The sequence below is a fragment of the Cupriavidus mimosae genome, from assembly GCF_023952485.1.
Classification (GTDB): domain Bacteria; phylum Pseudomonadota; class Gammaproteobacteria; order Burkholderiales; family Burkholderiaceae; genus Cupriavidus; species Cupriavidus taiwanensis_C.
Window position 1 is genome coordinate 187,134 of the sequence record NZ_JALHRY010000009.1, and the last position, 26,820, is coordinate 213,953.

A 26,820-nucleotide genomic window follows, 5' to 3' on the forward strand; every position below is an offset into this window, starting at 1 on the left:
GATTGAAAATTGCGTGTGCCAGAAGCAGCAAGGTCCTACCGAAACCCCACCACCACCTCATTACTCCGCCCCTGCAACACCGGCACCAGGCTCCCCTGCCCCGGCACCCGGAACGCAAACACGAACCCCTTGGTGGCATCGTCCCCAAAGAACGCATCGGTCTTGCCCTCGGCCTGCGGCAGCAGCACGCAGCGTTGCGCATTGCACAGGTAGGCCTGCAGTTCCGCCGGCGGCGTCTTGGCGAAGCTGTAGCGCCAGCGCACGGAGGTAATGACCCCTTCCGATTGCGGCAATACGCCGGTGGGCAGGATCGGCGGCGATACCGCGCGCTGGCCGCGGCCGTGCAGGGCCGGGCCGTTGACCGAGCCGGTCCAGGCGTGGCGGGTGCCGGCGTCGAACGCGGCCCACGCGCACGCCGATACCGCGGCCAGCAGCCAGCAGGCGCCACGCGCGGCGCGCGCCGTGCCGGGCATCACAGCAGGCCGCGCAACTGGCTGCGCAGCCGGTTGATGGCCTGGCCGCGGATCTGGCATACGCGCGACTCGGTCACCTCGAGCACCGCGCCGATTTCGCGCAGGTTCAGTTCCTGGTCGTAGCACAGCGACAGCACCAGCTTTTCCCGCTCGGGCAGGCGTTCGATGGCGCGGACCAGTGCCTCGCGCATGCCGCTTTCCATCAGCACGGTCAGCGGGTTGCCGTCGTCGCTGCCGCCGAGGTGGCGGTCGAGGAAGTCTTCTTCGCCGGAGCGCTCGAAGTCTTCATAGTGCAGCAGCTGGCAGCCATAGACCTCGTTGAGCAGCAACTGGTATTCGTCCAGCGGCATCTCCATGGCCTCGGCCACTTCGGAGTCGATCGGCGTGCGGCCGAGCTTTTGTTCCAGGTTGCGCTGGGTGCGTTCGATGCGGCGGGTGAACTGCCGCAGGCTGCGCGATTGCCAGTCGTTGGCGCGCACTTCGTCGAGCATGGCGCCGCGGATGCGCTGGCTGGCGTAGGTCTCGAAGCGCGCGCCGTGAGTGTCTTCATAGCGCTTGGCGGCGTCGAGCAGGCCGATCATGCCGGCCTGGATCAGGTCGTCGATCTGCACGCTGGCGGGCAGCCGGGCGGCGAGCTGCAGCGCGATGCGGCGCACCAGCTGGGCGTGCGCCTTGACCACATCGGCCTGTTCGAGCTTTCCCTGGATCGTGTACATGGTGCAATTCTCGTGACTGCTGGATGGCTGGACCGGTACGCCTTGGCGTGCCGGCTGGCTCAGGGTGTGGTGGTTTCGGGTGGCATGGCTGACAGGCTCAGGCCAACGCGTGGGCGGCGGCGGGCATCGCGGCGTCTGTGCGCAGCGGCCAGGCGCCGATACCGCCGGCGCTGCGGCGCAGGGCCGCGGTGGCCGGCGCCGCCGGGAAGGCATCGACCACGCAGCGGCCCAGCTGCGCGGCACGCGCCACCAGCGGGTCCGCCGGCAGCCAGCCCGCGCACAGCACTTCGACGCCAAGGTACTGGCTGGCGGTGCGCGCCAGGTTGCGCAGGATGGCCTGCACCGTGGCTTCGCTGGCCGCCAGGTTGACGATCAGGTGGAACTGGCGCCACGCATACAGGTGGTGCAGCCGCTTGATGCAGGCGTAGGCGGCGGTGATCGACGCCAGCTCCGGGCGCATCACCACCAGCACGTTGTGCGCATCGCCCGCAAGCGGTGACAGCGCGCCGTCGGCATCGAGGCCGGCATCGACCAGCACGCTGCGGAAATCGTTCGTCGCCGCCGGCGGCAAGGCAGCGCCCGGCACCGGCCGGCCCGCCGGCAGTACCGACAGCACGCCTTGCGGGCTCACGCCCGCCGCCGCATCGAGCGACAGCCGGCGCGCGTGGACGTCAGCCAGCGTGCCCGCCGGCCTGGCGCCGGACAAGCGCGTGGCACAAGCATTGGTGTCTTCGTCGACCAGCAGCACGCGCTCGCCCTGCATCGCCAGCGCATGCGACAAACCCAGCGCCACGGTAGTCGCGCCGGCGCCGCGTTCGCTGGCGAGCACGGCGATGCGGCGCGTGGTGCGCGGCGCCAGCATGCGGCGCAGGCTCGCGGCCTGGTCCATGGCGAGGGTGCTCACTGCAGGGCCTCCGCGGCGGCAGCGGGCGCGACGTTGCCGCGGCCCGGATAGTTTTCCAGCACGTCGAGCAGCGCCAGCATGCGGCCCATGCCTTCATTGAGCACGATGCCCGGCACTGGCACGCCCGGGCGCACCGTACGGCCGGCCAGGCGCGCCAGGAACGCGGGCGCGGCCGCGGTGGGAGCGTGTTCCAGGCGCAGCACCGACAAGCCCAGCTGCAGCGCGGCCACGGCGGCGGCATCGTGCGCATCCCCCGCGTCCTGCGCGAAATGATCGATGGCGTGGCGCAGCGTGCGCAGGCCGGCCTCGGCCGCGTCGGTCCACAAGGCCCAGCGGGCCACCTGCGCGGCATCCTGCGCCAGCGCCGGATCGCACAGCAGGTAGCGCGTATCGAGCAGCTCGCCGGTGGCGCGGTCGGCCAGGCGGGCCACCACCAGGCAGGCGTCGATGCCGCCCTCGGGCGTGCCCTTGCCGCGCACCGGGCTGTCCGGCACGCGCACCTCGGCGGTTGCCAGCCAGCGCACGGCATCGCGCTCGCGCACGGTGTCTTCGCCGACGGCATGGAAGGTCAGCGTATCCGCCAGCGCATCCAGCTTCCACGCGGTGCCGGCGCTGACCACGCGCGCGGTCTTGCGCGCGCTGGCCACCCAGCGCTCGCCGGCCAGCTGCCAGCGCGCCAGCGTGGCGGCGGACGGCACTGCCTCGATCAGGTTGACGACCTTGCGCGCGGCGCTCATCGCGGCGCGCAGGTTGGCGGCATCCGATTCGGCTTCACCCAGCGGCTGGCCGGCACGGCCAGTGGGCGTGACGGCGGCGGCCAGCGGCATGCCGTTGCGGTCGGCCAGCCACAGCGTGTGCTGGATCGGCTGGGGCGAGCGGCGCCCGGGCACGGCCACCTGCAGCGTGCCGGCGACGGCCAGCACATACTGGTCGCACTGGCGCGTCACGTCACGGCACACCGCTTCGCGCACCTGCTGCGACATCGCGCGCAGCGCGGGCGCGCCGGCGCCGCGCTGCTGCCACAGCGAGCGGGCCAGGTCGAAGCCCAGGCCCGCGTTATTGAGTTCGGCCACGCACTGGCCGAGCGCATCGGCGCTATCGGTCAGCGAGCGCAGCACATCGGTGGCGCCACCGCGCGCGGTGGTCTCTTCACCCACGCCAGCTGCCGCACGGCGTGCCGCATCGGCATCGGCGAAGACCGAGCCGCGGCGCGGCGTCAGGAAGGCGCGCTCGACCAGCGCGGCGCTGTTGGCCAGCTCCAGATGCTCGGGCACGCGCTGACCGGTGGAGGCATAGAACACCGGCAGCCGGTGGCGGATCACCACGTCCAGCACCGATCCCAGGTGCGTCGCTTCATCCAGCTTGCTGATGATGCAGCCGTCGATGCCGCCGCCATCCGGCGCGGCGTCATGGCGGTAGGCGTGCACCACCTCGTTGAGGGTATCGCCGTGGCTGGCGCCGTTGAGCAGCAGCACACGCTGCACCGGCGCAGGCACGCCGGCCAGCATGGCGATCTGTTCCGACAGGCTGCGGTCGCGCTGGCTCATGCCGACGGTGTCGATGATCACCAGGTGCTTGTCTTTCATCGCCGCCAGCGCGAAGCGCAGGTCGGCGGCGTCTTTTACCGCATGCACCGGCACGCCGAGGATGTCGCCATAGATGCGCAGCTGCTCATGGGCGCCGATGCGGAAGCTGTCGGTGGTCAGCAGCGCCAGCTTGTCGGCGCCGTGGCGCAGCACGTAGCGCGCCGCCAGCTTGGCCGTGGTAGTAGTCTTTCCCACGCCGGTGGGGCCCACCAGCGCCAGCACGCCACCTTGCGCAAACAGGCTGTCCTCGTCCGCCAGCACCGGCAGCTTGCTGGCCAGCTCACTGCGAATCCAGCCCATTGCCGCGGGCCGGTCATAGCCCAGCGGCAGGCGCGCCAGCAGCGTGCGCGCCAGTTGCCCGGAGAAGCCCGCGCCCACCATCCATTCGAACAGCGATTCGCGCAGCGGGTCGCTCGCGGCCACGCCGTGCGCTGCCGCGCTCGGGGCCACGCCCGGCGCGGCGCTGATGCCGGCCAGCTGGCGCTCCAGCATCGCTCGCATCGATTGCAGCTCGCCGCGCAGGTCGCCGATGGCCGCGGGCTCAGGTGCCGGTACCTGCGCCGGTGCCGGCGGCACATACACCTGCGCGCTGGCCGATACGCTGCCCAGATCCGTATCGCGCATGGCGACGATCTCGACGCCGCCCTCGACGGTGCGGTTCGACAGCACCACGGCGTCAGGGCCCATGGCTTCGCGCACCTGGCGCATGGCTTCGCGGCCGTTGGCCGCAACAAACTTGGCTACGCTCATCGTTGACTCCTCACGCGCCGATCATGGCGGTGATGCGGATATTGCGGTTGTCCGGCACCTCGGCGTGCGACAGCACGCGCAGCTGCGGCATGGTCCGGCGCAGGAAGCGCGCCATCAGCGGACGCAGCTGCGACGGCACCAGCAGCACCGGGTCCATGCCCATCTGCTCCTGGCGCGTGACCGCGCCCTGGGTCTGCTGCAGCAGCGCGTCGGCCAGGCCCGGCTCGATACCGCCGCCGTTGGTCAGCGCCTGCGACAGCACGCGCTCCAGGCCGGCGTCGAGGCCGATCACCTGCAGGTCGGCATTGTTCGGGAACAGCTGCTGCGTGATGGCGCGGCCCAGCGCCACGCGGACCATCGCGGTCAGCTCGTTGGGGTCGCTGACCTTGGGCGCGTGCTCGGCCACTACATCCAGGATGGTTCGCATGTCGCGGATCGGCACGCCTTCGTCCAGCAGGTTCTGCAGGATCTTCTGCAGCGCGGTGAGCGAAATCGTCTTCGGCACCAGGTCTTCGGTCAGCTTGGGCGAGTCCTTGGCGATGCGGTCCAGCAGCGCCTGCACTTCCTGGCGGCCCAGCAGCTCGGCCGCGTGCATGTGGATCAGGTGGTTCAGGTGCGTGGCCACCACGGTGCTGGCATCGACCACGGTATAGCCGTACGCCTGCGCCTGTTCCTTGATGCCGGCATCGATCCACACCGCCGGCAGGCCGAAGGCCGGATCGCGCGTGGCCGCGCCGGGCAGCGTGCCGCTGACCTGGCCAGGATTGATCGCCATCCACTGGCCCGGCATCGCTTCGCCGCGGCCGATTTCCACGCCCTTGAGCGTGATGCGGTAGGCGTTGGGCTTCAGTTCCAGGTTGTCGCGGATATGCACCACCGGCACCAGGAAGCCGATCTCCTGCGCCACCTTCTTGCGGATGCTCTTGATGCGGCCCAGCAGCTCGCCATCCTGCGCGCGATCCACCAGCGTGATCAGGCGGTAGCCCACTTCCATGCCGAGCGGGTCCACCAGCGTTACGTCGTCCCAGCTGGCTTCGGTCGATTCCTGCGCCACCGCCGGGGTGCGCTCCTCGCGCTGTTTGGTCTGGGCCTGCGTGGCTGCGCGGCGCGCGACATAGCGGCCCATCCACACCAGCACGCCCGCCAGCAGCAGGAAGGCAAAGTGCGGCATGCCCGGGATGATGCCCATCAGGCCGATGATGCCCGCGGTCAGGTACAGCACGCGCGGATTGGCGAAGAGCTGGCCGGTCAGCTGCTCGCCCACGTCCTGCTCGTTCGACACGCGCGACACGATCACGCCGGCCGCGGTGGAGATCACCAGCGCCGGAATCTGCGCCACCAGGCCATCGCCGATGGTCAGCAGCGTGTAGTTGTGCACCGCGGTGCCGAAGTCCAGGTCGTGCTGGACCATGCCCACCACCATGCCCGCGGCCACGTTGATAAACATGATCAGCAGGCCCGCCACCGCATCGCCGCGCACGAACTTGCTGGCACCGTCCATGGCGCCGTAGAAGTCCGATTCCTGCGCCACTTCCGCACGGCGCTTCTTGGCGGCGGCTTCGTCGATCAGGCCGGCGTTCAGGTCGGCATCGATCGACATCTGCTTGCCCGGCATCGAATCCAGCATGAAGCGCGCGCCGACCTCCGCAATCCGCCCGGCGCCCTTGGTGATCACCATGAAGTTGATCACCACCAGGATGGCGAACACCACGATACCCACGGCAAAGTTGCCGCCCACCAGGAAGTGGCCGAAGGCCTCCACCACCTTGCCGGCCGCGTCCGGGCCGGTATGGCCTTCCAGCAGCACTATGCGCGTGGACGCCACGTTCAGCGACAGCCGCAGCAGCGTGGTGAACAGCAGCACCGCCGGGAACGCGGCAAAGTCCAGCGGCTTCTGCGTATACATGCTGACCAGCAGCACCATGATCGCCAGCGCGATATTGAACGTAAACAGCAGGTCCAGCACAAAAGGCGGCAGCGGCAGGATCATCATCCCCAGGATCATGATGATCAGCAGCGGCCCCGTCATGGCCTTTAGCTGGCCGGCGGAGCGCAAGCCGGGCAGGTTGAAGAGGTTGCTCAGAGCGTTCATTCGCGCATTTCCGGTACGGCGAGTTCATCGGGCACATGCAGGTCCGCCGGCGCCTGCGGCTGCGGGCCCTGCGAGTAGTGCCAGTGCTTCAGTTGATAGACCCAGGCCAGCACTTCGGCCACGGCGGTATAGAGGCCAGCCGGGATTTCCTGGCCCAGCTCGACATGGCGGTGCAGCGCGCGCGCCAGCGGCGGCGCCGACATCAGCGGCACGCGGTGCTCGGCCGCCAGCGCGCGGATGCGCGCGGCAATGTCGCCAGTGCCCTTGGCCACCACGCGCGGCGCGCCCATGCGCCCTTCCTCATAGCGCAGCGCCACCGCAAAGTGGGTGGGGTTGGTCACCACCACATCGGCCTTGGGCACCTCCGTCATCATGCGGCGGCGCGCCATGGCGCGCTGCTGCTGGCGGATGCGGTTCTTGATATGAGGGTCGCCCTCGCTCTCCTTGAATTCCTGCTTGACCTCTTCCTTGGTCATGCGCAGCTTCTTGAAGAACTCCCAGTACTGCCACGGCACGTCGATGGCCGCCACCACCAGCAGCGACAGCGACACCACCAGGCAGCAGAACATCACCAGGTCAACCATGTGCAGCAGCGCCTCCTGCACCGGCGCATTCATCAGCGCGATGGCCTCGGGCAAGCGGCGCCACAGCACCCAGGCGCCGACCGCGCCCACCAGCAGCGACTTGGCCACGGTCTTGAGCAGCTCCACCAAGGAATGCGCCGAGAACATCCGCCCCAGCCCCGCAAGCGGCGACAGCCGCGACAACTGCGGCGCAAACGACTTGGCCGAGAACACCCAGCCGCCCAGCAGCAGCGGCGCGGCCAGCGCGGCCACGCCGAACAGCAGCAGCAACGGCAGGAAGGCCAGCAGGCTGTCGCACACCATCAGCGCAAAGCGCGACAGCATGCGCGACGGATCGAACGCCGTGGCCGGCTCAAAGCGCAACGCCCCCTGCATCACCTGGTTCAGGCTGCGGCCCAGGTGGCCGCCCAGCGTCCACAGGCCGGTCACGCCGGCAATCAGCATCACGAACGTGGCCAGCTCGCGCGAACGCACCACCTGCCCCTCCTCGCGCGCCTTTTCCAGGCGCCGGGGTGAGGCGGGTTCGGTTTTCTCGAGATCGCTTTCTTCGGACATCCACGCTCCGTGCGAAGCGGCAGGCCGCTATTCGTCAGCGGGGATTATCGAAGCGGGGTGGGATTCCCATTCGCGCGAAAAGGCGGGGGAATTGGGTGCTGTTTGGGAAATGAGGGACTGTTGGGGTTAACGGCGCAGCGGTCAGGAGTCTTTAGCGGGAAAGTGACGAAACCGCCGAACCGCGGTGCGCTGAAGCGGCCTTTGCCCGCTCACTGAAAGCGCGTTTCACATCGTGGGATCTTGCCGTTGCGCAGCGCCGCATCTGCTTTCGTTCTGCGAAAAAACGTTCCGTATCGTGAAAATTAACGCCTATCCCATTGAAAAATAAGGAAAAACAAAGTCTTATGTCTTATATAAGACATGGCCGCAACGAACCCGGATCCCCCTACAATGAGGTCACGCTGTTTGCTTCGACCACGGTCGGCACGCCAAACGATTTTTCTCAAACGCGCCTTATCTTAGGAAACTGACATGGCCCAGTATCAAGACGACATCAAGGCAGTGGCTGCTTTGAAGGAAACCCAGGGCAGCGCCTGGAATGCCATCAACCCCGAGTACGCTGCCCGCATGCGCGCGCAGAACAAGTTCAAGACGGGCCTGGACATCGCCAAGTACACCGCCAAGATCATGCGCGCCGACATGGCCGCCTACGATGCGGACTCGTCCAAGTACACCCAGTCGCTGGGCTGCTGGCACGGCTTTATCGGCCAGCAGAAGATGATTTCCATCAAGAAGCACTTCAACAGCACCGAGCGCCGCTACCTGTACCTGTCCGGCTGGATGGTCGCCGCGCTGCGCTCCGAGTTCGGCCCGCTGCCGGACCAGTCGATGCACGAAAAGACCTCGGTCAGCGCGCTGATCCGCGAGCTGTACACCTTCCTGCGCCAGGCCGACGCCCGTGAACTGGGCGGCCTGTTCCGCCAGCTCGACGCCGCCACCGGCGCCGAAAAGGCCGCGATCCAGCAGAAGATCGACAACCACGTCACCCACGTGGTGCCCATCATCGCCGACATCGACGCCGGTTTCGGCAATGCCGAAGCGACCTACCTGCTGGCCAAGCAATTCATCGAAGCCGGCGCCTGCTGCATCCAGATCGAAAACCAGGTCTCCGACGAGAAGCAATGCGGCCACCAGGACGGCAAGGTCACCGTGCCGCACGAAGACTTCCTGGCCAAGATCCGCGCCATCCGCTACGCCTTCCTGGAACTGGGCGTGGACGACGGCATCATCGTGGCCCGCACCGACTCGCTGGGCGCCGGCCTGACCAAGCAGATCGCCGTGACCGCCAAGCCGGGCGACCTCGGCGACCAGTACAACTCGTTCCTGGATTGCGAAGAACTGTCGGCCGACCAGCTGGGCAATGGCGACGTCATCATCAAGCGCGACGGCAAGCTGCTGCGCCCGAAGCGCCTGCCCAGCAACCTGTTCCAGTTCCGCGCCGGCACGGGCGAAGCACGCTGCGTGCTGGACTGCGTGACCGCGCTGCAGAACGGCGCCGACCTGCTGTGGATCGAAACCGAAAAGCCGCACATCGCCCAGATCGCCGGCATGGTCAACGAAATCCGCAAGGTCATCCCGAACGCCAAGCTGGTGTACAACAACAGCCCGTCGTTCAACTGGACGCTGAATTTCCGCCAGCAGGCGTATGACGCGATGAAGGCCGAGGGCAAGGACGTTTCCGCCTACGACCGCGCCCAGCTGATGAGCGTGGAATACGACGATAGCGAACTGGCCAAGCTGGCCGACGAGAAGATTCGTACGTTCCAGGCTGATGCTTCGCGTGAAGCTGGGATCTTCCATCACCTGATTACCCTGCCGACGTACCACACTGCTGCGCTGTCGACGGACAACCTGGCTAAGGAATACTTTGGTGACCAGGGGATGCTGGGTTATGTGGCTGGGGTGCAGCGGAAGGAAATTCGTCAGGGCATCGCCTGTGTGAAGCACCAGAATATGTCGGGCTCGGATATCGGCGACGACCACAAGGAGTATTTCAGCGGCGAAGCGGCGCTGAAGGCGGCGGGGAAGGACAACACTATGAATCAGTTTTGATTCTGTAGGCTCTCAAGCAGAACGCCAACCCGTAGGGTTGGCGTTTTTTTTTAGCGCGATTGCTCACGGAGCGCTTCTTCTGAAGATCACTATCAACAGCGCCTGCTGCAGGCGCCTGGCACCGAATCCAAGACTTCTCAGATTCCGTGAGATGTTGTGATACAAGTCGCTCAGCGGCGCCTAAAGCGGGGCCCAGCGGGGCCTCGCCTCGGCTGCACGGCTTCCTAATGAGCGCCCGGCGCGGGTTTCTCCCACACAAAGATTGGGTATGTATCTCAAAGTTGTTTGACGCGGATGCTATGCAGTCGGAATTCGTCGGTGTAAATTTCCTCCGCGACCTACTTCCGCCAGAATAAAAATGTTCAAGATTGATAGCGCTTCAAACCGGATCGTCAAGCTCAAGGAAGTCAGCTTCTCCGAGCTAGGATTCACCGAGCGGCATCATCTTCAGGAATGGGTGGCCAACCAACCCGACGCACTCGGCGAAGAACTCCTTATCATCCAGAAGGAATTCGACGGATTTGACGACACGCGCGAGAGGCTTGATCTTCTCGCAGTGGACAAGCAGGGCAATCTCGTCATCATCGAGAACAAGCTGGATGACTCGGGCAGGGACGTCGTCTGGCAAGCGCTAAAGTACGCCTCCTACTGCTCCACCCTATCCAAGTCCCAGATCGCCGAGATCTTCCAAAAGTATCTGGACAAGGTCAATCCCGGTCAGGATGCGAAGGCCCTCATCTGCGAGTTCCTCGAGCAAGAAGACTTTGCCGAAGTTGTACTGAATCCAGGCAATGACCAACGTCTTATTCTGGTGGCCGCCCACTTCCGCAAGGAGGTAACTTCCACCGTGCTTTGGCTTCTGAAGCATCGCGTATTTGTTAAGTGCTTTCGGGCCACCCCATTTATCGATGAAGGTCAGCGTTTCCTGACGGTCGAGCAGGTCATCCCATTGCCTGAGGCCGAAGAACTCATGATCGGTATCTCGGAGAAGGAAGTCGAGGAGCAATCCACGGAACGCGGGCAGGCCACCCGACATCTGCTGCGCAACGAATTCTGGCACAAGGCACTCGACGCCCTGCAGGCGGCGAACGTACAGTTATACACCAACGTCAGCCCGAGCCAGGACCACTGGGTCAGTGCAGGTTCAGGTATGAGCGGTGTTCACTACAACATGATCTTCAACCGCGACGAGGCGCGCGTGGAGTTTGTGCTAAGCACCCGTTCAAAGGATGTCAACAAGGCTCTCTTCGATTTTCTGTTGGGGCGACAGCAACAACTTCAGTCCGACTTTGGCGCCCCACTTTCCTGGCGCCGGATGGACGACAGAAAGGTTTCGATCATTGAGTACGGTGCGCCCTTCGACGGGCATAATCGGGAATGCTGGCCAGAAATGATTCAATGGCTTGTTGAACATGTGAAGAGGATGGAGAAGACCTTCCAGAAAGAAGTCCCCGCGCTTCGCGGCCTAGTACAGACACTGAAGGACACGGCAGCTGATGGCGTAGCAACCCCAGTGGAGGCGTGAAACACATTATCCAAGTCGCCCAAAGAACTTTTGTCGTGGGCGACGTGGAAGACGTGGGAGGGCTACGGCGGACGGCGGACTGTACGTTTACCGGAGGGGCCGTCGGCAAAACTGGGGCAGTCGTCGGCACCGACAAATGGGCGCTCAGACATCAGCTCCAGCCCCAGGGTCGGCCTTTCCATTCGCAACGTATAGCCTCAATTGTTCGGCCGTCGCCGTCCTCTAACAGCCGTTCACCACGTGCCTGGGTGACTTTGCCCGCCTTACCAGGTACGAATTCCGGCTTGAAAAACCAATGCTCTCCTCGCCGCCCGAACCGACTAAGCCGTAGAACTCCGTCGGTGTGCCGACAGCAGGAGGCGGAAGCTCTCGCCTTTCGACGGTAGAGCCAATTTGATGCGCGATATTGGAGATCAAGGATAATTCTGATGACGGCGGACATTAAGTCCGAGGAACGCAGTATCATCGAGCAACTAACGGCTACGCGTACGGGGCGGGGCCGGCCTTCGAGAACGCCGCGACAATTCTGGTTCCGGGTGGGTTCAGGGCGGTGGCGTCGTGCATAGTCAGGAAAAGAACTGAGCGTCGGACATGGCCGAAGAAAAATCATTTACCGAGAAGACCAGCGCCGGGGACACAAGTATTGGTTTTGACTACCAACACTACTATTTCCTCTATCGCATTCTGAATCTGGGAACAGGGCAGTCCGTTGGCCTTGAAATCAAGGACGACGTCCACACCGAACTGAACGCCGATTTCAACATCTTGTATCAGTTGAAGCACACCGTCCAGACAAACGCCGCCGGCGCACCGGTCGCACTGGCTGAACTGGATACCGACCTATGGAAGACCCTCTATAACTGGTCGCAAGTAATTACCGATAAGGTTGACGGTCGTGGGGAGGTTGCTACCCAGCGAGCATTTGTGGCAAAGACTGAGTTTCATCTCGTCTCTAACAAGTCGCTGAGCAAAACAAATACATTTCTGAAGCTACTGATCGAGTTTCAGGAAACCGGCAAATTTGAAACGCTTAGTTCGCATATCAAGTCTTTATCTGAAAAAAGTCAGGATGTGGGCATCAGGAAGTACATCCTGTCGGTCAATGGCCTTGAGGAAAGCGTTCGAAAGGATTTCCTTGACCATGTGCGACTTGAGCTTGAGGTCGATGACATCATTGGCAGAGTCAAGAAATCAATCCGCGAGAAAATCATCGATCCGGACAAAATAGACGCTGTGTTTGAAAGGCTCGATTCCCGCATAAGCAGCGAGAATTTCCTCGCAGTGAAAAGCGGAGAGGCGCTGCACATCAGTTTCGAGGAATTCGCCACGCGATATGGAAAAATCTTCGAGGACGCAAGAAACAAGAAGCTCGTCCCCTATCGCTTCCAGCCAGTGCTGCCTGATGATATATTTGCACAAAAATTTATCAAACGATTAATTGAGATTGGTGCCCTCTCTGCCGCGGATGGCGAGCGAGCCGTGGACTACACGCGGCAGAAGATCCGATTGTCGACAAATCTGGAAAGGTGGGTTCAGGAGGGAAATATCGTCGGCGACGAGGTGGACGACTTCCATGATGAGGTTTTCAGTCGCTGGGACAACGAGTTTTACGGCTTGTTCGATAAATGCTCGAGCATGGATGAAGTCATTGATTCCGCGTTTGAGCTGCTTAGGATGCTTAGGCGAGAGCGCTTCAGATTGAGCGGTACCGAGCTTGATACCCAATTGAGCAATGGGGAACTCTACTATCTCTCAGACATCGGCCGTATCGGCTGGCATAGGGATTGGGCTGACAATGACTAGGCGCTGGTCGGGCTACAACAATGCAGGCATTTGTGCGACGGCCATGTTGGCGGTGCTTGCGCATGCGGAGCGAATGGCCGTCTCAAAAGCGCTGCTAGTCATGCCGCTTGTAATGCACGACGCGACCGTTCGCTATCTGGGGAGCGGGAGCGTTTCCTTCAGAGAGGTAGCAAGTTTGGTCGCACACAGACCTGACCTGTTTGCGAATTTCAACTCGCGTTTCGAGGAGAGCGTTGCCGTATCGGTGAATGCAATCCAGTGGATCGTCGCAGCGGGCTATGCAAGCTTTGATGGGACGCTGGTTCTGCGGCGGCCACCGAAAATCGATGCAAGTTTCGGAAAACGGGTACAGCGAATCGCGAAAGCGTCCGGACATATTGCAGCCATCCTGGCTGCTCCGGTTGAAGAACTTTATTTGAACTTCAGGGTGCAGCTTTGAATTTTGGGTTCGACTCCATCACGCTGTGGTCCAAGCGCGGCGAACGCCGCAGTCTCACTTTCGCTCGAAATAGGGTGAATGTGCTTTCAGGTGAGAGCCACACTGGCAAGAGCGCTCTCCTGGACGTTATCGACTACTGTTTCCTGGCAAGTTCACACAAGCTCCCAGATAGCGTCATCAATGAGAACGTGGAGTGGTACGGGCTGAAGTTTTATGTGAACGACAAGACTTATGCGCTCGCTCGCAAAAGCCCGCGTGGAAACAACGTGTCAGATGAGTATTATTTTTCGTCGCTTGGTAGTATGCCGGATGCGCCAGTTGTCAACGCGCGTGAAGACGATATCAGGGAGATACTCGAAGCCGAGTTCAAAATCGACGAGAAGGTGATCATTCCCTATGGCGGGAGCGCACTAAGAGCTAACTCGAAGGTGTCGTTCAGATATTTCTTCCTCTTCAACACGATCTCAGAAGACATAATAACCAACAGCAAGGTGTTTTTCGACAAGCAGTCCGAGGACCGCTACCGCGAAGCATTGCCGCGAATCTTCGACATGGCACTGGGGATTGACGACCTTGCGAACATGGCCGCACGCGAACGCAAGGAAGCACTGGAAAAGGAGCTCGCGCGAGCCGAACGGAAGAACTCTCAGCTTCGCTCGGGACGCGACGATTTCGACAGTGAGGTTCGTGAGATTGCAGCCAAGGCGGCGGCGTACGGAATCTTCGACGGCAATTCTAAAGCAATCTCGCGCGAAGTAGTCAGGCGCGCTATTGACGATGCAGCTTCCGCCGAAACGGGGCGAGCCTTGGACCGCCACGCTGTGGTGAGCGCCGAGCTATTTTCCCTTGAACGCCGGCTCAGGAAGCTCAAGCAGTTCACATCGGAGTATCGCGCGTACAAGGACACCCTGAAAACAGCCGAAGATAGCCTACTTCCAATCGAGCAACTCATCAAACAGGCGCCGACGCTGGTGAAATCAGAAATATTCGACGACCTCATAAGCAGCCTGAAGGCGGACCTGTTGGCGATCAAGAAGTCCACTGCGACAAAGCAGCCGGTTGACGGTCAGATCGGCACGATGGTGCGTGCTCTCGAACTCCAGCGGTCCGCGCTTGAGCGGGAACTTACTGGTCTGCCGCGGGAACCGCTGTCGTTTGCTACGGAGCGGGAAAAGTGGTTGTTCGTCGGGGAGGCGAAGGGTCGCTTCAGCGCATATGAAGCGGCAGCTCCATCGGCCGTTTCAAAGGAATCCCAGATTCCGACCGATGGGCTGCAACAGCAGATAGATGCTATTCATGTGCGCGACGTCGACGAGACTCGCTCGGCTGTCATTGCGATGATTAACGAAATTGCGCAGGGTTACCTGACCGACACCCGCAACGCGCTTGCGAACTATTCGGCCTATCAGACGGATTTTGCATACGGGGAAAAGCGTCTCAGGCTTCGCAAGCCCCGCTCAAGCCTCATCGAGAACGTTGGAAGTAGTTCGAATCACATGTTCCTGCACTTGCTGCAGTTTCTCGCACTTCACGAGGTGGCAATCAGTCACAAATCGCCCTTTGTGCCCAGCTTCCTCATCATCGACCAGCCAAGTCGCCCTTACTACCCTGATGAAAAGCCGAAAGACGACGTTGTTCTGAGCAATAGCGACAGTGAGAAGGTATCCATAGCGTTCCGGCTTCTCAACGACTTCGTAGCGCACATGAATAACGAATATCAAGCTGAATTTCAGATGATCGTGTTCGAGCATGTGCCTAGGACGACTTTCGCGGGAATGGACTATGTGCATTTGCTACCAGAGTTTCGCAATGGCGAAGCATTGATCCCTCAATCCTGGCAAGCGGGTTAATTGCCCTGTCACGAGGTTGTACGGTTCGGTGGACGCGCGGGGGTTCAGCAGCAAATCAAAGTAGCAAAGCCGCCGGAGGCATGCGAACGACAGCGACACATCAAGGGAGTACGGCAGTAGTCCTAACAATTAACATGCACCATACATCACCTCATCAAACCTTGGCATGAACGGTGTGCTGGGCACGTTAGAGTTTCAGTATAAAATAGCGATATCCCAGTTTTATACTGAAACATCATGGATCCCTGGATCGAGCTGGATGAGGATGCACTGCGGCAGTACATCGACGCGAAAGCCGTGTTCGAAGCTTGGGAATCAGCCCGAGCCAAGGCCGCAGAAGTCCGCGGCGGCATGCTATGGCGAACCACGAAAGGCCGCGAATACCTCATTAGAACTGGCGTCGACAACAGGCAGAAGAGCCTGGGCGTGCGTTCCGAGAAGACCGAGGAGATGTATTCCCGCTTCGTCACGCGCAAGGAAGCTGCCGAAACCAGGTTGAAGACTCTCACCGACGAGCTTGACAGGCATCGTCGCCTGAACCGCGCGGTCCGCGTCGGACGCGCGCCCGACATCCTCGTAGCCATCTTGCAGGTAATGGCTCGGCTCAATATCGCCGAGCATTTCATCGTCATCGGGACACACGCCCTATACGCATATGAAGCTGCGGCCGGGGTTCGCTTGCAAGAACGCGCGCTCGCAACGCGCGATGTCGACCTCCTTTGGGATACGCGCAAGCGCCTGCAGTTTGCTTCCCGAATGAAGAACCTGGAGCTGTCGATGCTGGACGTGCTACGAAAGGTAGATAGCACGTTTGAAATTCGGGATGATCAACTCTTTACGGCAGTAAACGCAAAAGGGTTCGAGGTGGACATCCTGCGTCGTGAGGCCGCAGACCTTGATCCCCACCCGCTTCAACTCACCGACGATGAAGACGACCTCTGGGCTGTCCAGGCGCGGCGCGCCAATGTCTTGCTGGGAGCCGCACCTTTTTCGACACCAATCGTTTCCGTGACCGGACGAATGGCTCGCATGACAACAATCAGTCCAACGGCGTTTGTCGAGTTCAAGCGTTGGATGGCATCGTCCGCGGATCGTGATCCACTCAAGGTTTCCCGCGACAAGCTACAGGCGTCAATCGTTGAAGAACTCGCCAATCGCTTCCAGCTAGGAGGTTAGAAATCTGGCCTAGATTTCTTGATCGACCGAATTGGGTCGTTCTGCGCCCCTCAGAACCGGTGCTTTCAAGACGAGGCGGCAGCCAACTTCACGACTGCGCGCCTCGCGTAGCGTCAGGCAACCTCCAACCCCTGCCCCTCCACCACAGCCAACTCACTCAACACCTGCGTCTCATGCGCCAGCGTGGCGGCTAGGGAAAGCAAGCTCTCCCAGACCCCTTGTTCCAAATCCGCCGCCTCCAAACTAACAGCCCCATGCTCACTAGCCATAAGCAATAGCCCATGAAGCTGCGCCGCCCGCTGCACCGCAAGACTCAACGGATTCTCGCCAGGGATGTGGGCGGTGACGAGGATGTCGACACCATTGTGTTCCGCCGTAATACCGTGATGAGTATGGCTATACATGATGCACCTCCACATACGCGGTCCGCGCGCACTGCTGCATTGTGAAGGTATTGGAGATAGCCAATCACCCAGAATGGGTAAGTAAGAAGTGAAGCGTGGGAATGCCCAACACCCGGTGAGCGGGACTGAACCTTTATGGTTAGGGATGATAGGGGTGGGCGGGCCCAAGGCAGGGTTAGCAGACCGGGAAAGAGCCGAAAGCCGGCGAGCCCGAAGGCTCCCCTGCCAGGGCCCGCCCAAAGAAGGGGCGTGCGCAGGCACAGCGGACGTAAGGATACCGCCAGAAGGCAAACGTTCGGCTCTCTCTTTTCGGGCTGCTAAACCCGGTCGCCACGACGCAGCGACGAGCCCAGTATGAAGAGGCGCAGCAAGCGCGAGTATGGGCAAACTCTTAAAAAGCGTTCGTCGCCGGATTGCCGTGATGAAGTGGGGTGCGCAGGTGTGGATGCGGTTGACTTCGTGGATGCTCCTGCCCTCTCCCCCCGCCCCTCTCCCGCAAGCGGGAGAGGGGAGAAAACACGCGGCACCGCGAAATGCCGCAGGCTATTCAAGCCTTAGAACCCCAAACTAGCCAACAAATCATCCACCTGCGCCTGGTCCGACACCACATCCGGCTTCCCTTCCGGATTCACCTGCGGACCATTCATCAGCGTCGACGGCTGCTGCACTTCCACGCGCCGCTCTGACGGCACGTTGTCGATCAACACCTGCAGCAGTTCCTGCTCCAGCGCGCGGATCATGTCCATCATCTTCTTGATGACCTGGCCGGTCAGGTCCTGGAAGTCCTGCGCCATCATGATGTCGAGCAGGTGGCTGTTGGTGGCGCGGGCCTGGCCGGGCACCTCGGACAGGAAGGCGCGGGTGTCCAGTACCAGCGAGCGGGCGTCGGCCAGTTCCACCGGCTTTTCAAACCAGGCGGCCCAGCGCTTATCCAGCGTTTCGGCCTGCTGTTCGATGTCGGACTGGATCGGCTGCGCCAGTTCGACCGCGTTGAGCGTGCGTTCGGCGGCCTGCTCGGTCATCGCGGCGATGTAGTTCAGGCGGTCGCGCGCGTCGGGGATGGCTTGCGCGGCGCGCTCGATTTCCTTGTCCAGGCCGAGCTCGCGCATGTTGTCGCGCAGCATGCGCGTCAGGTTGCCGATGCGCAGGATCAGTTGTTCGGCGGAATCGTTGCTCAGGGTGGGGGTCATGACAAACGCGCCTCCGCCTCAGCCGCCGAGTTTCTCGAAGATCTTGGTGATCTTCTCGTCCAGCGTGGCGGCCGTGAACGGCTTGACCACGTAGCCGTTGGCGCCGGCCTGGGCCGCGGCGATGATGTTTTCCTTCTTGGCCTCGGCGGTGACCATCAGCACCGGGATCTTGCCGATGTTGGCGTCGGCGCGGATGGCCTGCAGCATCGACAGGCCGTCCATGTTGGGCATGTTCCAGTCCGAGATCACGAACTGGAAGCTGCCGTCCTTGGCCTTTTCCAGGCCGGCGGCGCCGTCCTCGGCTTCTTCGACGTTGACGAAACCCAGCTCCTTGAGCAGGTTGCGGATGATCCGGCGCATGGTCGGGAAATCGTCCACGACCAGGATCTTGATGTTCTTGTCCACTTTAAGGGCTCCAGGTAAATGCAGTGATGACTTGTTGGTCCGGCTTTGTTGTTTGGGCTTGCCGGCTCGACTAGACGCGTTGCGCGCGCGTGCCGTACGTGGCCAGGCGCGCCATCACGCGCTGGGTCATCGCCGGCAAGGGCACGACTTCATGCACGCCGCCGGCGGCGATCGCCTCCTTCGGCATGCCAAACACGATGCAGGTTTGCTCGTCCTGCGCCAGGTTGTAGGCGCCGGCGTCGCGCATGCGCAGCATGCCGCGCGCGCCGTCGCGGCCCATGCCGGTCAGGATTACGCCGATCACGTTCTTGCCGCCGTGCTGCGCGGCCGAATCGAACAGCACGTCCACCGACGGGCGATGGCGGTTGACCGGCGCCTCCTGCGACAGGTGCGCGACGTAGTTGGCGCCGCTGCGCGCCAGCAGCAGGTGCGAGTCGCCCGGCGCGATATACGCATGGCCCGGCAGCACGCGCTCGCCGTGCTCGGCTTCCTTCACGGTGATGCGGCACAGGCCGTCCAGCCGCTGCGCGAATGATCGCGTGAAGCCGGCCGGCATATGCTGGACGATCATCACCGCGGGGCTGTCGGGCGGCAGCGGCATCAGGAATTCCTTGATCGCCTCGGTGCCGCCGGTGGAGGCGCCCAGAATGATCAGCTTCTCGGTCGACAGCAGCGGGCTGCGCAGCATCGGCACGGGCGCGGTGCCGGTGGCTGGGGGCGCGGCCGTTGGCGTGGCCGCGCGCACGCGGGCGCGCGATGCGGCGCGCAGCTTGTCGGCAATGGTGTCGGTGTATTCGAGCAGCCCGTCGCGGATGCCCAGCTTGGGCTTGGTGACGAAGTCCACCGCGCCCAGCTCCAGCGCGCGCATGGTGATTTCGGAGCCGCGCTCGGTCAGCGACGACACCATCAGCACCGGCATCGGCCGCAGCCGCATCAGGCGCTCCAAAAAGTCGAGGCCGTCCATGCGCGGCATTTCGACATCAAGCGTCAGCACGTCGGGGTTCAGGCGCTTGATCAGGTCGCGCGCGACCAGCGGGTCGGGCGCGGTGCCGACCACTTCCATGTCGGGCTGGCTGTTGATGATCTCCGTCATCAGGCTGCGGATCAGCGCGGAGTCGTCCACGCAGAGCACCTTGATCTTGGCGGCAGTCATGATTGGTCGTGCTTGTAGGGTTTCAGGGAAGCTGGCGCGAGTACGTCTGCCGCGCAAACAGTTCCGGCGAGCGCGACGGTTCGCGCGCCGAGGTGGCAATGGCCCGCGCCAGCGCGCGTTCGTCGCGCGCCACCGAAACCTGGTCGTCCTGCCGCGTCAGGCGGCGCACCAGCGCCAGCCCGCCGATCGGGAAATAGCTGACGCGGCGCGCATGCGGGCCGCGCAGGTCCTGCGCCGCCACGCGCACCTCTTCGGCCTTCAGGTAGCGCAGCACGAAGTCCGCGTTGCGGTCGCCGATGTTCAGCGTGGTCATGTTGGCCAGCACCGCGCCGCCGCCGAAGACCTTGGCCTCGAGCCGCTCGCGGCGCGCGCCCATCTTGAGCAGTTCGTTGATCAGCACTTCCAGCGCATAGCTGCCATAGCGCATCGATGCCGACAGCATGCGGTCGGCGCTGCCGTCGTCGTCCGGCAGCATGAAGTGGTTCATGCCGCCGACGCCGGCCACCTCGTCGCGGATGCAGGCGGCCACGCAAGAGCCCAGCACGGTGGTCAGCACCACGTCCTCGCGCGTCACGTAGTACTCGTTGGGCAGCAGCTTGATGGCCTGCTTGCCGAACTCGCGGTCGAAGTAGGTGCGCGTGGCCAGCGCTTCAGGCAGGTGGGGCGTGCGCATCAGGGCCTGCCCCGGCCGGCCGCGGACAGCGCGCCCGGTGCCAGTTCATAGACGGTCTGCCCGCGCAGCTGGAACGCGCGCGTGACGTAGGAGAAGTTCTCCGAATGGCCGGCGAACAGCAGCCCGTGCGGCTTGAGCAGCGGCACGAAGCGCTCCAGGATGCGGCCCTGGGTCGGCTTGTCGAAGTAGATCATCACGTTGCGGCAGAAGATGGCGTCGAACTGCTCGCGGATGCCCCAGTCGGGCGCGAGCAGGTTCAGCGGCTCGAACGCGATGGTGGCGGCCAGTTCCGGCTTGACCTTGACCGAGCCGGTGCGCGGGCCGGTGCCTTTGAGGAAGAAGCGCTTGAGCCGTTCCGGCGACAGCCGCGCCACCTGCTCGGCCGAATAGACGCCGCTGCGGGCCTTGGCCAGTACCTGGGTGTCGATATCGGTGGCCAGCACGGTGCCGGCGCGGTCGCCCAGCGCCTCGGCCAGGGTGATGGCGATCGAGTACGGCTCTTCACCGGTGGACGCGGCCGAGCACCAGACGCTGTAGGGCCGCCCAACCTGCTTGGCATGCTCCGCCAGCAGCGGGAAGTGGTGCGCCTCGCGGAAGAACGAGGTCAGGTTGGTGGTCAGCGCGTTGGTGAAGAACTCCCACTCCGGCGAGCGGTCATCCGCTTCCAGCAGCGCCAGGTACGAGGCAAAGTCGGTCAGCTGCAGCGTGCGCAGCCGGCGCGCGAGCCGGCTGTAGACCATCTCGCGCTTGTGGCTGCCCAGCGAGATGCCGGCGCGCCGGTGGATCAGCGTGCGGATCTGCTCGAAGTCTCGCTCGGTCAGCAAAAAGTCGCGCGCGTCGTCGCGCCGCAGCAGGGCGGCCGGCGCGGCGACCAGGCCGGTGTGCGCGGGGGCGGCGTTGCGGAACGGCGTCATGGGCTGTTGCTTCGGCAGTGCGGAAATCAGGCGAACTCGGCTTCGACCAGTGCCATCTCGGGGCTGGTCATCAGCTTCTCGATGTCGATCAGCACCAGCATGCGGCCGTCGATGGTGCCCAGCCCGGTCAGGTGCTCGGTCGAGATCGACACGCCGAACTCCGGCGCGGGCTTGATCGCGTCGCCGGTCAGCGTAAGCACGTCCGACACGCCATCGACCACGATGCCGACCACGCGGCCGGCCACGTTGAGGATGATCACCACGGTCTGGTGGTCGTAGCGCACGTTGCCCAGGCGGAACTTCAGGCGCAGGTCGACGATGGGCACGATCACGCCGCGCAGGTTGGTCACGCCCTTGATGAAATCGGGCGCGCTGGAGATGCGCGTGACGGTCTCGTAGCTGCGGATCTCCTGCACCTTGAGGATGTCGATGCCGTATTCCTCCGACCCCAGCGTGAAGACCAGGAACTCCTGTCCCGAAGCGTCGCTTCCGGGGGTATCGATGTGTCCGATGCCGGCCATGATGTCTTGTTCTCCTGTCGATGATTACTGCGCCAGCGCCGGTTCCTGCCGGCGCACGCCGGTGCGCTGCAGCGCGCCGACATCGACGATCAGCGCCACGCTGCCGTCGCCAAGGATGGTTGCCGCCGAAATGCACGGCACCTTGCGGTAGTTGGTTTCCAGGTTCTTCAGCACCACCTGGTGCTGGCCGATCAGCTGGTCCACCAGCAGCGCGAAGCGCTTGCCTTCGGCCTGCAGGATCACGGCGATGCCCTGCGTCGGTTCCTGCAGCGCGTTGGCGACGTTGAACACGCGGTGCATCTCCAGCAGGGGCAGGTACTCGCCGCGCACGTGCATGACGCGGTCGGAGTTGGCGGCGGTGTGCACGTCCTCGGCCTTGGGCTGCAGCGACTCCATCACGCAGTTCAGCGGCAGGATGAAGGTCTCTTCGCCCACCTTGACCGACATGCCGTCCAGGATCGCCAGCGTCAGCGGCAGCACGATGCGGATGGTGGTGCCCAGGCCCGGGCGCGAGCTGATCTGCACGTGCCCGCCCATCTCCTGGATGTTGCGCTTGACCACGTCCATGCCGACGCCGCGGCCGGAGACGTCGGTGACGACCTCGGCAGTGGAGAAGCCCGGCGCGAAGATCAGCTGCCAGACTTCCTCGTCGGTGATGGTCTCGGACACCGGCAGGCCGTTCTGGATGGCCTTGGCCAGGATGCGCTCGCGGTTCAGGCCGCCGCCATCGTCGCTGACTTCGATGACGATATTGCCGCCATGGTGCTGCGCGGACAGGATCAGCTGGCCGGTCGCGTCCTTGCCGGCGGCGACGCGCTTGTCAGGGGTTTCGATGCCGTGGTCCAGGCTGTTGCGCACCAGGTGCGTCAGCGGATCGATGATGCGTTCGATCAGGCTCTTGTCGAGCTCGGTGGCCTTGCCGAACGTGACCAGGTCGATCTGCTTGCCGAGCTTGCTGGCCAGGTCGCGCACCAGCCGCGGGAAGCGCGAGAACACATAGTCCATCGGCATCATGCGGATCGACATCACCGCTTCCTGCAGGTCGCGCGCATTGCGCTCGAGCTGGCCCATGCCCGAGAACAACCGGTCGAACAGCACCGGGTCCAGCGACGACGCGGTCTGCGCCAGCATCGACTGCGTGATCACCAGCTCGCCCACCAGGTTGATGATCTGGTCGACCTTCTCGGTGGGCACGCGGATCGAGCCTTCGCCGTGCGCGGGCGCGGGGGCCGGGGCGGCCTTGGCCTTCTCGCGGGCGGCGGGAGCCGGCGCGGGCGCGGCAACCACTGGCGCGGGCGCGGGCGCGGCAACCTCTGCCGGGGCCGGCGCCGCCGCCGGCGCATCGGCCGCGGCTTCGATCACGATCTGGTCGCCATCGATCACGAAGCAGCACACCGCGATGATGTCGTCGGCGCTGCATTGGGTGTTGAGCCATACCACCAGTTCGCCATTGGTTTCCTGCTGGCCGGTGATCTCGCCCAGGTTGGCCAGTTCTTCGCGCAGCAGCGCCTGGTCGGACGCCGAGACCTTGATCAGGCGGATCTTCAGGCCACCGCCGGCGGGCGCGGCCGCGGCGGCCGCGACAGGCGCGGGCGCCAGCGCCGCAACGGGTGCCGGGGCCGCGTCATGGCCTGCGGCTTCCTGCGCCAGCTGCTGCAGCACGGCGCAGATGCGCGCCAGCGTTTCCGGATCGGGTTCGGTGCCGTTGCGGTAGGCGTTGAGCTGGTCTTGCAACACGTCCTTGGTTTCCAGAAAGGTGTCGATGATGGTCCTGGTCAACGCCAGTTCCTGCCGGCGCGTGCGGTCCAGCAGGTTCTCGAAGATGTGGGTGGTCTCGGTCAGCGCGGCGAAGCCGAAGGTGGCGGCGCCGCCCTTGATCGAATGCGCGGCACGGAAGATGGCGTTCAGGTGCTCGGCATCGGGCGCCTCGATGTCCAGGCCGAGCAGCAGCTGCTCCATTTCAACGAGCAGCTCTTCCGCTTCCTCGAAGAAGGTCTGGTAAAACTGAGTGATATCGATATCGACAGACATGGCGTCCTGAGTCACTTGGTTACGGCGCGGGGCACGCTGCGGCAGCGGTCCTGCGTCATGGTTTGCTGCCCGATGCCGGCGCTGCCGGTGCAGGTGCCGCTGCGGGTGCGGAGGCCGCTGACAGCCCTGCCTGCATCTCCTGCGCGGCCTTGCCGGCCTGCGCCGCCACCGTGACCTCGGCGGCGCTGGCGTTCTCGGCCTCGAAGCGCGCCTGCGCCTTCTGGTTCAGCACCACGATGCTGATGCGGCGGTTGACCGGCGCGAGCAGGTCGCTCTTGTCCAGCGGCATGGTCGCGGCCAGGCCCAGCACGCGCAGCACCTTGCCCTCCTGCATGCCGCCCGCGATCAGCTCGCGGCGCGAGGCGTTGGCGCGGTCGCCGGACAGCTCCCAGTTGCTGTAGGTGCGCTCGCCGTTGGAATAGTTGGCTGCGTCGGTATGGCCGGACAGGCTGACCTTGTTGGGAAGCTCGTTCAGCACCGGGCCGATCTCGCGCAGGATGGTGCGCATATAGCTTTCGACGATGGCACTGCCGGTGCGGAACATGGGCCGGTTCTGCGTATCCAGGATCTGGATGCGCAGGCCTTCGCTGGTGATGTCCAGCAGCAGTTGCGGGCGGAACTGGCGCAGCACCGGGTTGTTCTCGATGATCTGTTCCAGGCGCTGCTTGAGCGCGCGCAGCCGCTGCGCTTCCTGCTGCTCGTTGCGGCGCTGTTCGTCGCTGGGGTCGTTGTCGTGCGCGCGCATGATCTCGCCGTCCTTGCGCATCACGTCCATGCCGCCGCCGGGAATCACGCTGGGCGACTGGCTGCTCTTCTCGCCGCCGACGATGGCGACCTTGAGCGGCATGCGGAAGTACTCGGCAATGCCTTCCAGCGTCTTCTTGTTGGCGCTGGACAGCAGCCACAGCACCAGGAACAGCGCCATCATCGCCGTCATGAAGTCGGCGTAGGCAATCTTCCAGCTGTGGTTGCCGTGCGGCCTGGCGTGCGACTTCGCCCGGCGGACGATGATCGGACGCATATCGTGTGCGCTGCTCATGTGGTGCCCCTTGCTGCGTGCGTTGCCGGCTGCTTAGTTCAGGCTCTTCACTTCACGCACGTGGTCGTCGAGCTCGAGGAACGACGGTCGCACCGTGGAGTACAGCACCTTGCGGCCGAACTCGACCGCCACCAGCGGCGCGTAGCCGTTCAGGGAGGCCAGCAGCACCACCTTGATGCACTCGTAGACCTTGACGTTCTCGGACACCTGCAGCTCGATGCGCGCGGCCAGCGGCGAGATAAAGCCGTAGGCCAGCAGGATGCCGAGGAAGGTGCCGACCATGGCGTGCGCGATCAGTGCGCCCAGCTCCGCCGGCGGCAGGTCGGCCGAACCCAGCGCGTGCACCACGCCCATCACCGCGGCGACGATGCCGAACGCGGGCAGGCCATCGCCGACGCGCGACAGCGCATGGGCGGGGATCTCGGCTTCATGGCGGAAGGTCTCGATCTCGTGGTCCATCAGGGCCTCGATCTCGAACGCATTCATGTTGCCGTTGACCATCATGCGCAGGTAGTCGGTGAGGAATTCCATCACCACCGGATCCGACAGGATGCGCGGGTACTGGCTGAACACGCTGCTGGCGGCGGGGTCGGCGATTTCCTTTTCCAGGAACAGGATGCCCTCGCGCCGTGCCTTGGACAGCAGCACGTACAGCAGCGACATGACGTCCAGGTACAGCTCTTTCTTGTACTTGGAACTCTTGAACAGGCCCGGCAGCGCGCGCGCGGTGGCCTTGATGGCCTTGCCGGTATTGGTGGCGATAAAGGCGCCGATGGCGGCGCCCGCGATGATCACCACTTCAGCAGGTTGATATAGCGCGCCCATGTGGCCGCCGGTCATGGCGTAACCGCCAAGCACCGCCGCTACCACGACGACATAGCCAAGAACTACTAGCACGATCGGATCCCCGTCTAAAAACGCGCGTCAGCCACGCTCATTGGCCCGCGGCACGGGCGTACGGAGGGAATCCGTCCGCCAGCGCAGCAAGCTTGCCAGCCGGCGGACCTTGACCAGGATCAGGCGTTGGTCTGCACGGCGGCGGCGTCTTTCGAGAGCTTCTTCACTTTCCCTGCGCGCGACGGCGGACGGCACAGGCTGCACACGAAGTTCGCGTGCGGCTCATACGCGTGCGTGACAAACTGTCCGCCGCAACACGTGCACCGGGACAGCTGCAGCATGTTGCTCTCGAAGAACCGTACTAACGTCCAGGCCCGCGTGAAACTTAAGACAATTTCACCGCCGAGCAGCGAAACATGCTCGAGGTACAGGCGGTAGGCGGCCACCACCGCGCGGATGCCCACGGTCTCGCCTTCCTGCACCATGAACTGGTAGGCAGAGAAGAACAGCGACGAGTGGATATTCGGCAGCCAGGTGGTGAACCAGTCGGTCGAGAACGGCAGCATGCCCTTGGGGGGCGAGACGCCGCGCAGCTCCTTGTACAGGCGGATCAGCCGGTCACGCGACAGCGTGGTCTCGGCTTCAAGCACCTGCAGGCGCGCGCCCAGGCCGATCAGCTCGATCGCGAGCTGGGTCTGGTTGGCGTCCTGGAGCACGCTCTTGCGGCTGGGAACGGAGGTGGCCGTGTAGCTCCGGTTTGGCTCGGCCTGCAGGAGCGCGGTCAATTGAGCGACTCCACAGGCTGACGTGCGAGCAGGATCGCGGCGTGGATCTGCTGCATGTCATGGCTCTTGGCCGTGTGGGTGAGAGTAGACAGAAGTGCATGGTCGTCGAAGCGGAACCTGCACAGCACCATGTTGGATGCCGCGAGCTTGACGAGTTGCGCCGAGGTCAGCTTGGCAAGGATATCCGCGATTTCCTTGCTGACCCCGAGCCTGAACATGGCTTCGACCTGGTTTTCGCGCACAAGGCGTTGCGCGAGCAGCAGATAGGCGAGGTTAACCTCCCTGATCTCCTGGAGAACTTCACTGCTTTCCAATTTATCCCCGCTACCAAAAACCCACCGTGGCCGCTTGTCCGGCGCTTAC

The 26,820-nt window shown here is 63.6% G+C and carries 24 protein-coding genes; 6 read left to right on the plus strand and 18 right to left on the minus strand.

Annotation, left to right across the window (positions count from 1 at the left end):
- Positions 1–35: 35 nt before the first annotated feature.
- The 6 genes from MKD50_RS18255 to flhB form a co-directional block, all read right to left on the minus strand.
- Positions 36–473, minus strand: coding sequence for a flagellar protein FlhE (locus MKD50_RS18255; protein WP_252668080.1), 438 nt, complete (start codon positions 471–473; stop codon positions 36–38).
- A complete protein-coding gene (locus MKD50_RS18260) occupies positions 473–1,189 on the minus strand; it encodes an RNA polymerase sigma factor FliA (protein WP_115699513.1) in 717 nt (238 codons plus the stop codon). The genes MKD50_RS18255 and MKD50_RS18260 overlap by 1 nt, the downstream gene beginning before the upstream one ends.
- A gap of 97 nt (positions 1,190–1,286) precedes the next feature.
- A complete protein-coding gene (locus MKD50_RS18265) occupies positions 1,287–2,078 on the minus strand; it encodes a MinD/ParA family ATP-binding protein (RefSeq protein WP_252668166.1) in 792 nt (263 codons plus the stop codon).
- Between the two features lie 11 nt (positions 2,079–2,089).
- On the minus strand, positions 2,090–4,429 hold the full coding sequence (flhF, locus tag MKD50_RS18270) for a flagellar biosynthesis GTPase FlhF (RefSeq protein ID WP_252668082.1): 2,340 nt from the start codon (positions 4,427–4,429) through the stop codon (positions 2,090–2,092).
- Positions 4,430–4,439: 10 nt separating this feature from the next.
- Positions 4,440–6,521 carry a flagellar biosynthesis protein FlhA gene (gene flhA, locus MKD50_RS18275; protein ID WP_252668084.1) on the minus strand — a complete coding sequence of 694 codons (2,082 nt, stop codon included), beginning with the start codon at positions 6,519–6,521 and terminating at the stop codon, positions 4,440–4,442.
- Positions 6,518–7,660, minus strand: coding sequence for a flagellar biosynthesis protein FlhB (gene flhB, locus MKD50_RS18280; RefSeq protein WP_252668086.1), 1,143 nt, complete (start codon positions 7,658–7,660; stop codon positions 6,518–6,520). The genes flhA and flhB overlap by 4 nt, the downstream gene beginning before the upstream one ends.
- A 471-nt stretch (positions 7,661–8,131) precedes the next feature.
- On the opposite strand from flhB, the gene MKD50_RS18285 reads away from it, so the two are divergent.
- The 6 genes from MKD50_RS18285 to MKD50_RS18310 all read left to right on the plus strand — a co-directional run bounded on the left by MKD50_RS18285 (position 8,132) and on the right by MKD50_RS18310 (position 16,505).
- The gene (locus MKD50_RS18285) at positions 8,132–9,712 is read left to right on the plus strand and encodes an isocitrate lyase (RefSeq protein ID WP_252668088.1); all 1,581 of its coding nucleotides are present in this window, start codon (positions 8,132–8,134) and stop codon (positions 9,710–9,712) included.
- A 358-nt stretch (positions 9,713–10,070) separates the two neighbouring features.
- Complete coding sequence (locus MKD50_RS18290) at positions 10,071–11,237, plus strand: DUF4268 domain-containing protein (RefSeq protein WP_252668090.1); 1,167 nt, start codon at positions 10,071–10,073, stop codon at positions 11,235–11,237.
- A gap of 591 nt (positions 11,238–11,828) precedes the next feature.
- Entirely contained in the window at positions 11,829–13,040 is a 1,212-nt protein-coding gene (locus MKD50_RS18295; RefSeq protein ID WP_252668091.1) for an ABC-three component system protein, read from the plus strand.
- Entirely contained in the window at positions 13,033–13,479 is a 447-nt protein-coding gene (locus MKD50_RS18300; RefSeq protein WP_252668092.1) for a three component ABC system middle component, read from the plus strand. The genes MKD50_RS18295 and MKD50_RS18300 overlap by 8 nt, the downstream gene beginning before the upstream one ends.
- The gene (locus MKD50_RS18305) at positions 13,476–15,329 is read left to right on the plus strand and encodes a DUF3732 domain-containing protein (RefSeq protein ID WP_252668093.1); all 1,854 of its coding nucleotides are present in this window, start codon (positions 13,476–13,478) and stop codon (positions 15,327–15,329) included. Before MKD50_RS18300 ends, MKD50_RS18305 begins: the two co-directional genes overlap by 4 nt.
- 237 nt (positions 15,330–15,566) lie before the next feature.
- Entirely contained in the window at positions 15,567–16,505 is a 939-nt protein-coding gene (locus MKD50_RS18310) for a GSU2403 family nucleotidyltransferase fold protein (RefSeq protein WP_252668094.1), read from the plus strand.
- Positions 16,506–16,618: 113 nt separating this feature from the next.
- Here the strand turns inward: MKD50_RS18310 and MKD50_RS18315 are convergent, their stop codons facing one another.
- The 12 genes from MKD50_RS18315 to flhD form a co-directional block, all read right to left on the minus strand.
- The gene (locus tag MKD50_RS18315) at positions 16,619–16,909 is read right to left on the minus strand and encodes a hypothetical protein (protein WP_252668095.1); all 291 of its coding nucleotides are present in this window, start codon (positions 16,907–16,909) and stop codon (positions 16,619–16,621) included.
- Positions 16,910–17,463: 554 nt separating this feature from the next.
- Entirely contained in the window at positions 17,464–18,099 is a 636-nt protein-coding gene (cheZ, locus tag MKD50_RS18320) for a protein phosphatase CheZ (protein ID WP_062802335.1), read from the minus strand.
- 18 nt (positions 18,100–18,117) lie between these two features.
- Entirely contained in the window at positions 18,118–18,504 is a 387-nt protein-coding gene (cheY, locus tag MKD50_RS18325) for a chemotaxis response regulator CheY (RefSeq protein WP_018004712.1), read from the minus strand.
- A gap of 70 nt (positions 18,505–18,574) precedes the next feature.
- The gene (locus tag MKD50_RS18330) at positions 18,575–19,657 is read right to left on the minus strand and encodes a protein-glutamate methylesterase/protein-glutamine glutaminase (protein ID WP_252668096.1); all 1,083 of its coding nucleotides are present in this window, start codon (positions 19,655–19,657) and stop codon (positions 18,575–18,577) included.
- 22 nt (positions 19,658–19,679) lie between these two features.
- Positions 19,680–20,330, minus strand: a complete 651-nt coding sequence (gene cheD / locus MKD50_RS18335) for a chemoreceptor glutamine deamidase CheD (RefSeq protein ID WP_252668098.1) — start codon at positions 20,328–20,330, stop codon at positions 19,680–19,682.
- Positions 20,330–21,244, minus strand: a complete 915-nt coding sequence (locus tag MKD50_RS18340) for a CheR family methyltransferase (RefSeq protein ID WP_172581806.1) — start codon at positions 21,242–21,244, stop codon at positions 20,330–20,332. The genes cheD and MKD50_RS18340 overlap by 1 nt, the downstream gene beginning before the upstream one ends.
- 26 nt (positions 21,245–21,270) lie before the next feature.
- A complete protein-coding gene (locus MKD50_RS18345) occupies positions 21,271–21,765 on the minus strand; it encodes a chemotaxis protein CheW (protein ID WP_115682254.1) in 495 nt (164 codons plus the stop codon).
- A gap of 24 nt (positions 21,766–21,789) precedes the next feature.
- The gene (gene cheA / locus MKD50_RS18350; RefSeq protein WP_252668100.1) at positions 21,790–23,796 is read right to left on the minus strand and encodes a chemotaxis protein CheA; all 2,007 of its coding nucleotides are present in this window, start codon (positions 23,794–23,796) and stop codon (positions 21,790–21,792) included.
- A 55-nt stretch (positions 23,797–23,851) separates the two neighbouring features.
- Positions 23,852–24,835, minus strand: coding sequence for a flagellar motor protein MotB (motB, locus tag MKD50_RS18355; RefSeq protein ID WP_252668102.1), 984 nt, complete (start codon positions 24,833–24,835; stop codon positions 23,852–23,854).
- Between the two features lie 33 nt (positions 24,836–24,868).
- Positions 24,869–25,732, minus strand: coding sequence for a flagellar motor stator protein MotA (gene motA, locus MKD50_RS18360; RefSeq protein ID WP_012355101.1), 864 nt, complete (start codon positions 25,730–25,732; stop codon positions 24,869–24,871).
- 119 nt (positions 25,733–25,851) lie between these two features.
- Positions 25,852–26,457, minus strand: a complete 606-nt coding sequence (gene flhC / locus MKD50_RS18365) for a flagellar transcriptional regulator FlhC (protein ID WP_018004719.1) — start codon at positions 26,455–26,457, stop codon at positions 25,852–25,854.
- Positions 26,454–26,771: a flagellar transcriptional regulator FlhD gene (gene flhD / locus MKD50_RS18370; protein WP_010812713.1), complete on the minus strand. Its 318-nt coding sequence runs from the start codon at positions 26,769–26,771 to the stop codon at positions 26,454–26,456. The genes flhC and flhD overlap by 4 nt, the downstream gene beginning before the upstream one ends.
- Positions 26,772–26,820 lie beyond the last annotated feature (49 nt).

What these genes read in the sequence shown, in the direction of transcription:
- MKD50_RS18255 (WP_252668080.1), bottom strand. Translation starts at nt 473, where the DNA reads ATGCCCGGCACGGCGCGCGCCGCGCGTGGCGCCTGCTGGCTGCTGGCC.
- MKD50_RS18290 (WP_252668090.1), top strand. Translation starts at nt 10,071, where the DNA reads ATGTTCAAGATTGATAGCGCTTCAAACCGGATCGTCAAGCTCAAGGAA.
- flhF (WP_252668082.1), bottom strand. Translation starts at nt 4,429, where the DNA reads ATGAGCGTAGCCAAGTTTGTTGCGGCCAACGGCCGCGAAGCCATGCGC.
- cheD (WP_252668098.1), bottom strand. Translation starts at nt 20,330, where the DNA reads ATGCGCACGCCCCACCTGCCTGAAGCGCTGGCCACGCGCACCTACTTC.
- motB (WP_252668102.1), bottom strand. Translation starts at nt 24,835, where the DNA reads ATGAGCAGCGCACACGATATGCGTCCGATCATCGTCCGCCGGGCGAAG.
- MKD50_RS18265 (WP_252668166.1), bottom strand. Translation starts at nt 2,078, where the DNA reads ATGGACCAGGCCGCGAGCCTGCGCCGCATGCTGGCGCCGCGCACCACG.
- MKD50_RS18340 (WP_172581806.1), bottom strand. Translation starts at nt 21,244, where the DNA reads ATGACGCCGTTCCGCAACGCCGCCCCCGCGCACACCGGCCTGGTCGCC.
- MKD50_RS18330 (WP_252668096.1), bottom strand. Translation starts at nt 19,657, where the DNA reads ATGACTGCCGCCAAGATCAAGGTGCTCTGCGTGGACGACTCCGCGCTG.
- MKD50_RS18345 (WP_115682254.1), bottom strand. Translation starts at nt 21,765, where the DNA reads ATGGCCGGCATCGGACACATCGATACCCCCGGAAGCGACGCTTCGGGA.
- MKD50_RS18300 (WP_252668092.1), top strand. Translation starts at nt 13,033, where the DNA reads ATGACTAGGCGCTGGTCGGGCTACAACAATGCAGGCATTTGTGCGACG.
- MKD50_RS18260 (WP_115699513.1), bottom strand. Translation starts at nt 1,189, where the DNA reads ATGTACACGATCCAGGGAAAGCTCGAACAGGCCGATGTGGTCAAGGCG.
- MKD50_RS18315 (WP_252668095.1), bottom strand. Translation starts at nt 16,909, where the DNA reads ATGTATAGCCATACTCATCACGGTATTACGGCGGAACACAATGGTGTC.
- flhB (WP_252668086.1), bottom strand. Translation starts at nt 7,660, where the DNA reads ATGTCCGAAGAAAGCGATCTCGAGAAAACCGAACCCGCCTCACCCCGG.
- MKD50_RS18295 (WP_252668091.1), top strand. Translation starts at nt 11,829, where the DNA reads ATGGCCGAAGAAAAATCATTTACCGAGAAGACCAGCGCCGGGGACACA.
- flhA (WP_252668084.1), bottom strand. Translation starts at nt 6,521, where the DNA reads ATGAACGCTCTGAGCAACCTCTTCAACCTGCCCGGCTTGCGCTCCGCC.
- MKD50_RS18310 (WP_252668094.1), top strand. Translation starts at nt 15,567, where the DNA reads ATGGATCCCTGGATCGAGCTGGATGAGGATGCACTGCGGCAGTACATC.
- cheZ (WP_062802335.1), bottom strand. Translation starts at nt 18,099, where the DNA reads ATGACCCCCACCCTGAGCAACGATTCCGCCGAACAACTGATCCTGCGC.
- cheA (WP_252668100.1), bottom strand. Translation starts at nt 23,796, where the DNA reads ATGTCTGTCGATATCGATATCACTCAGTTTTACCAGACCTTCTTCGAG.
- MKD50_RS18285 (WP_252668088.1), top strand. Translation starts at nt 8,132, where the DNA reads ATGGCCCAGTATCAAGACGACATCAAGGCAGTGGCTGCTTTGAAGGAA.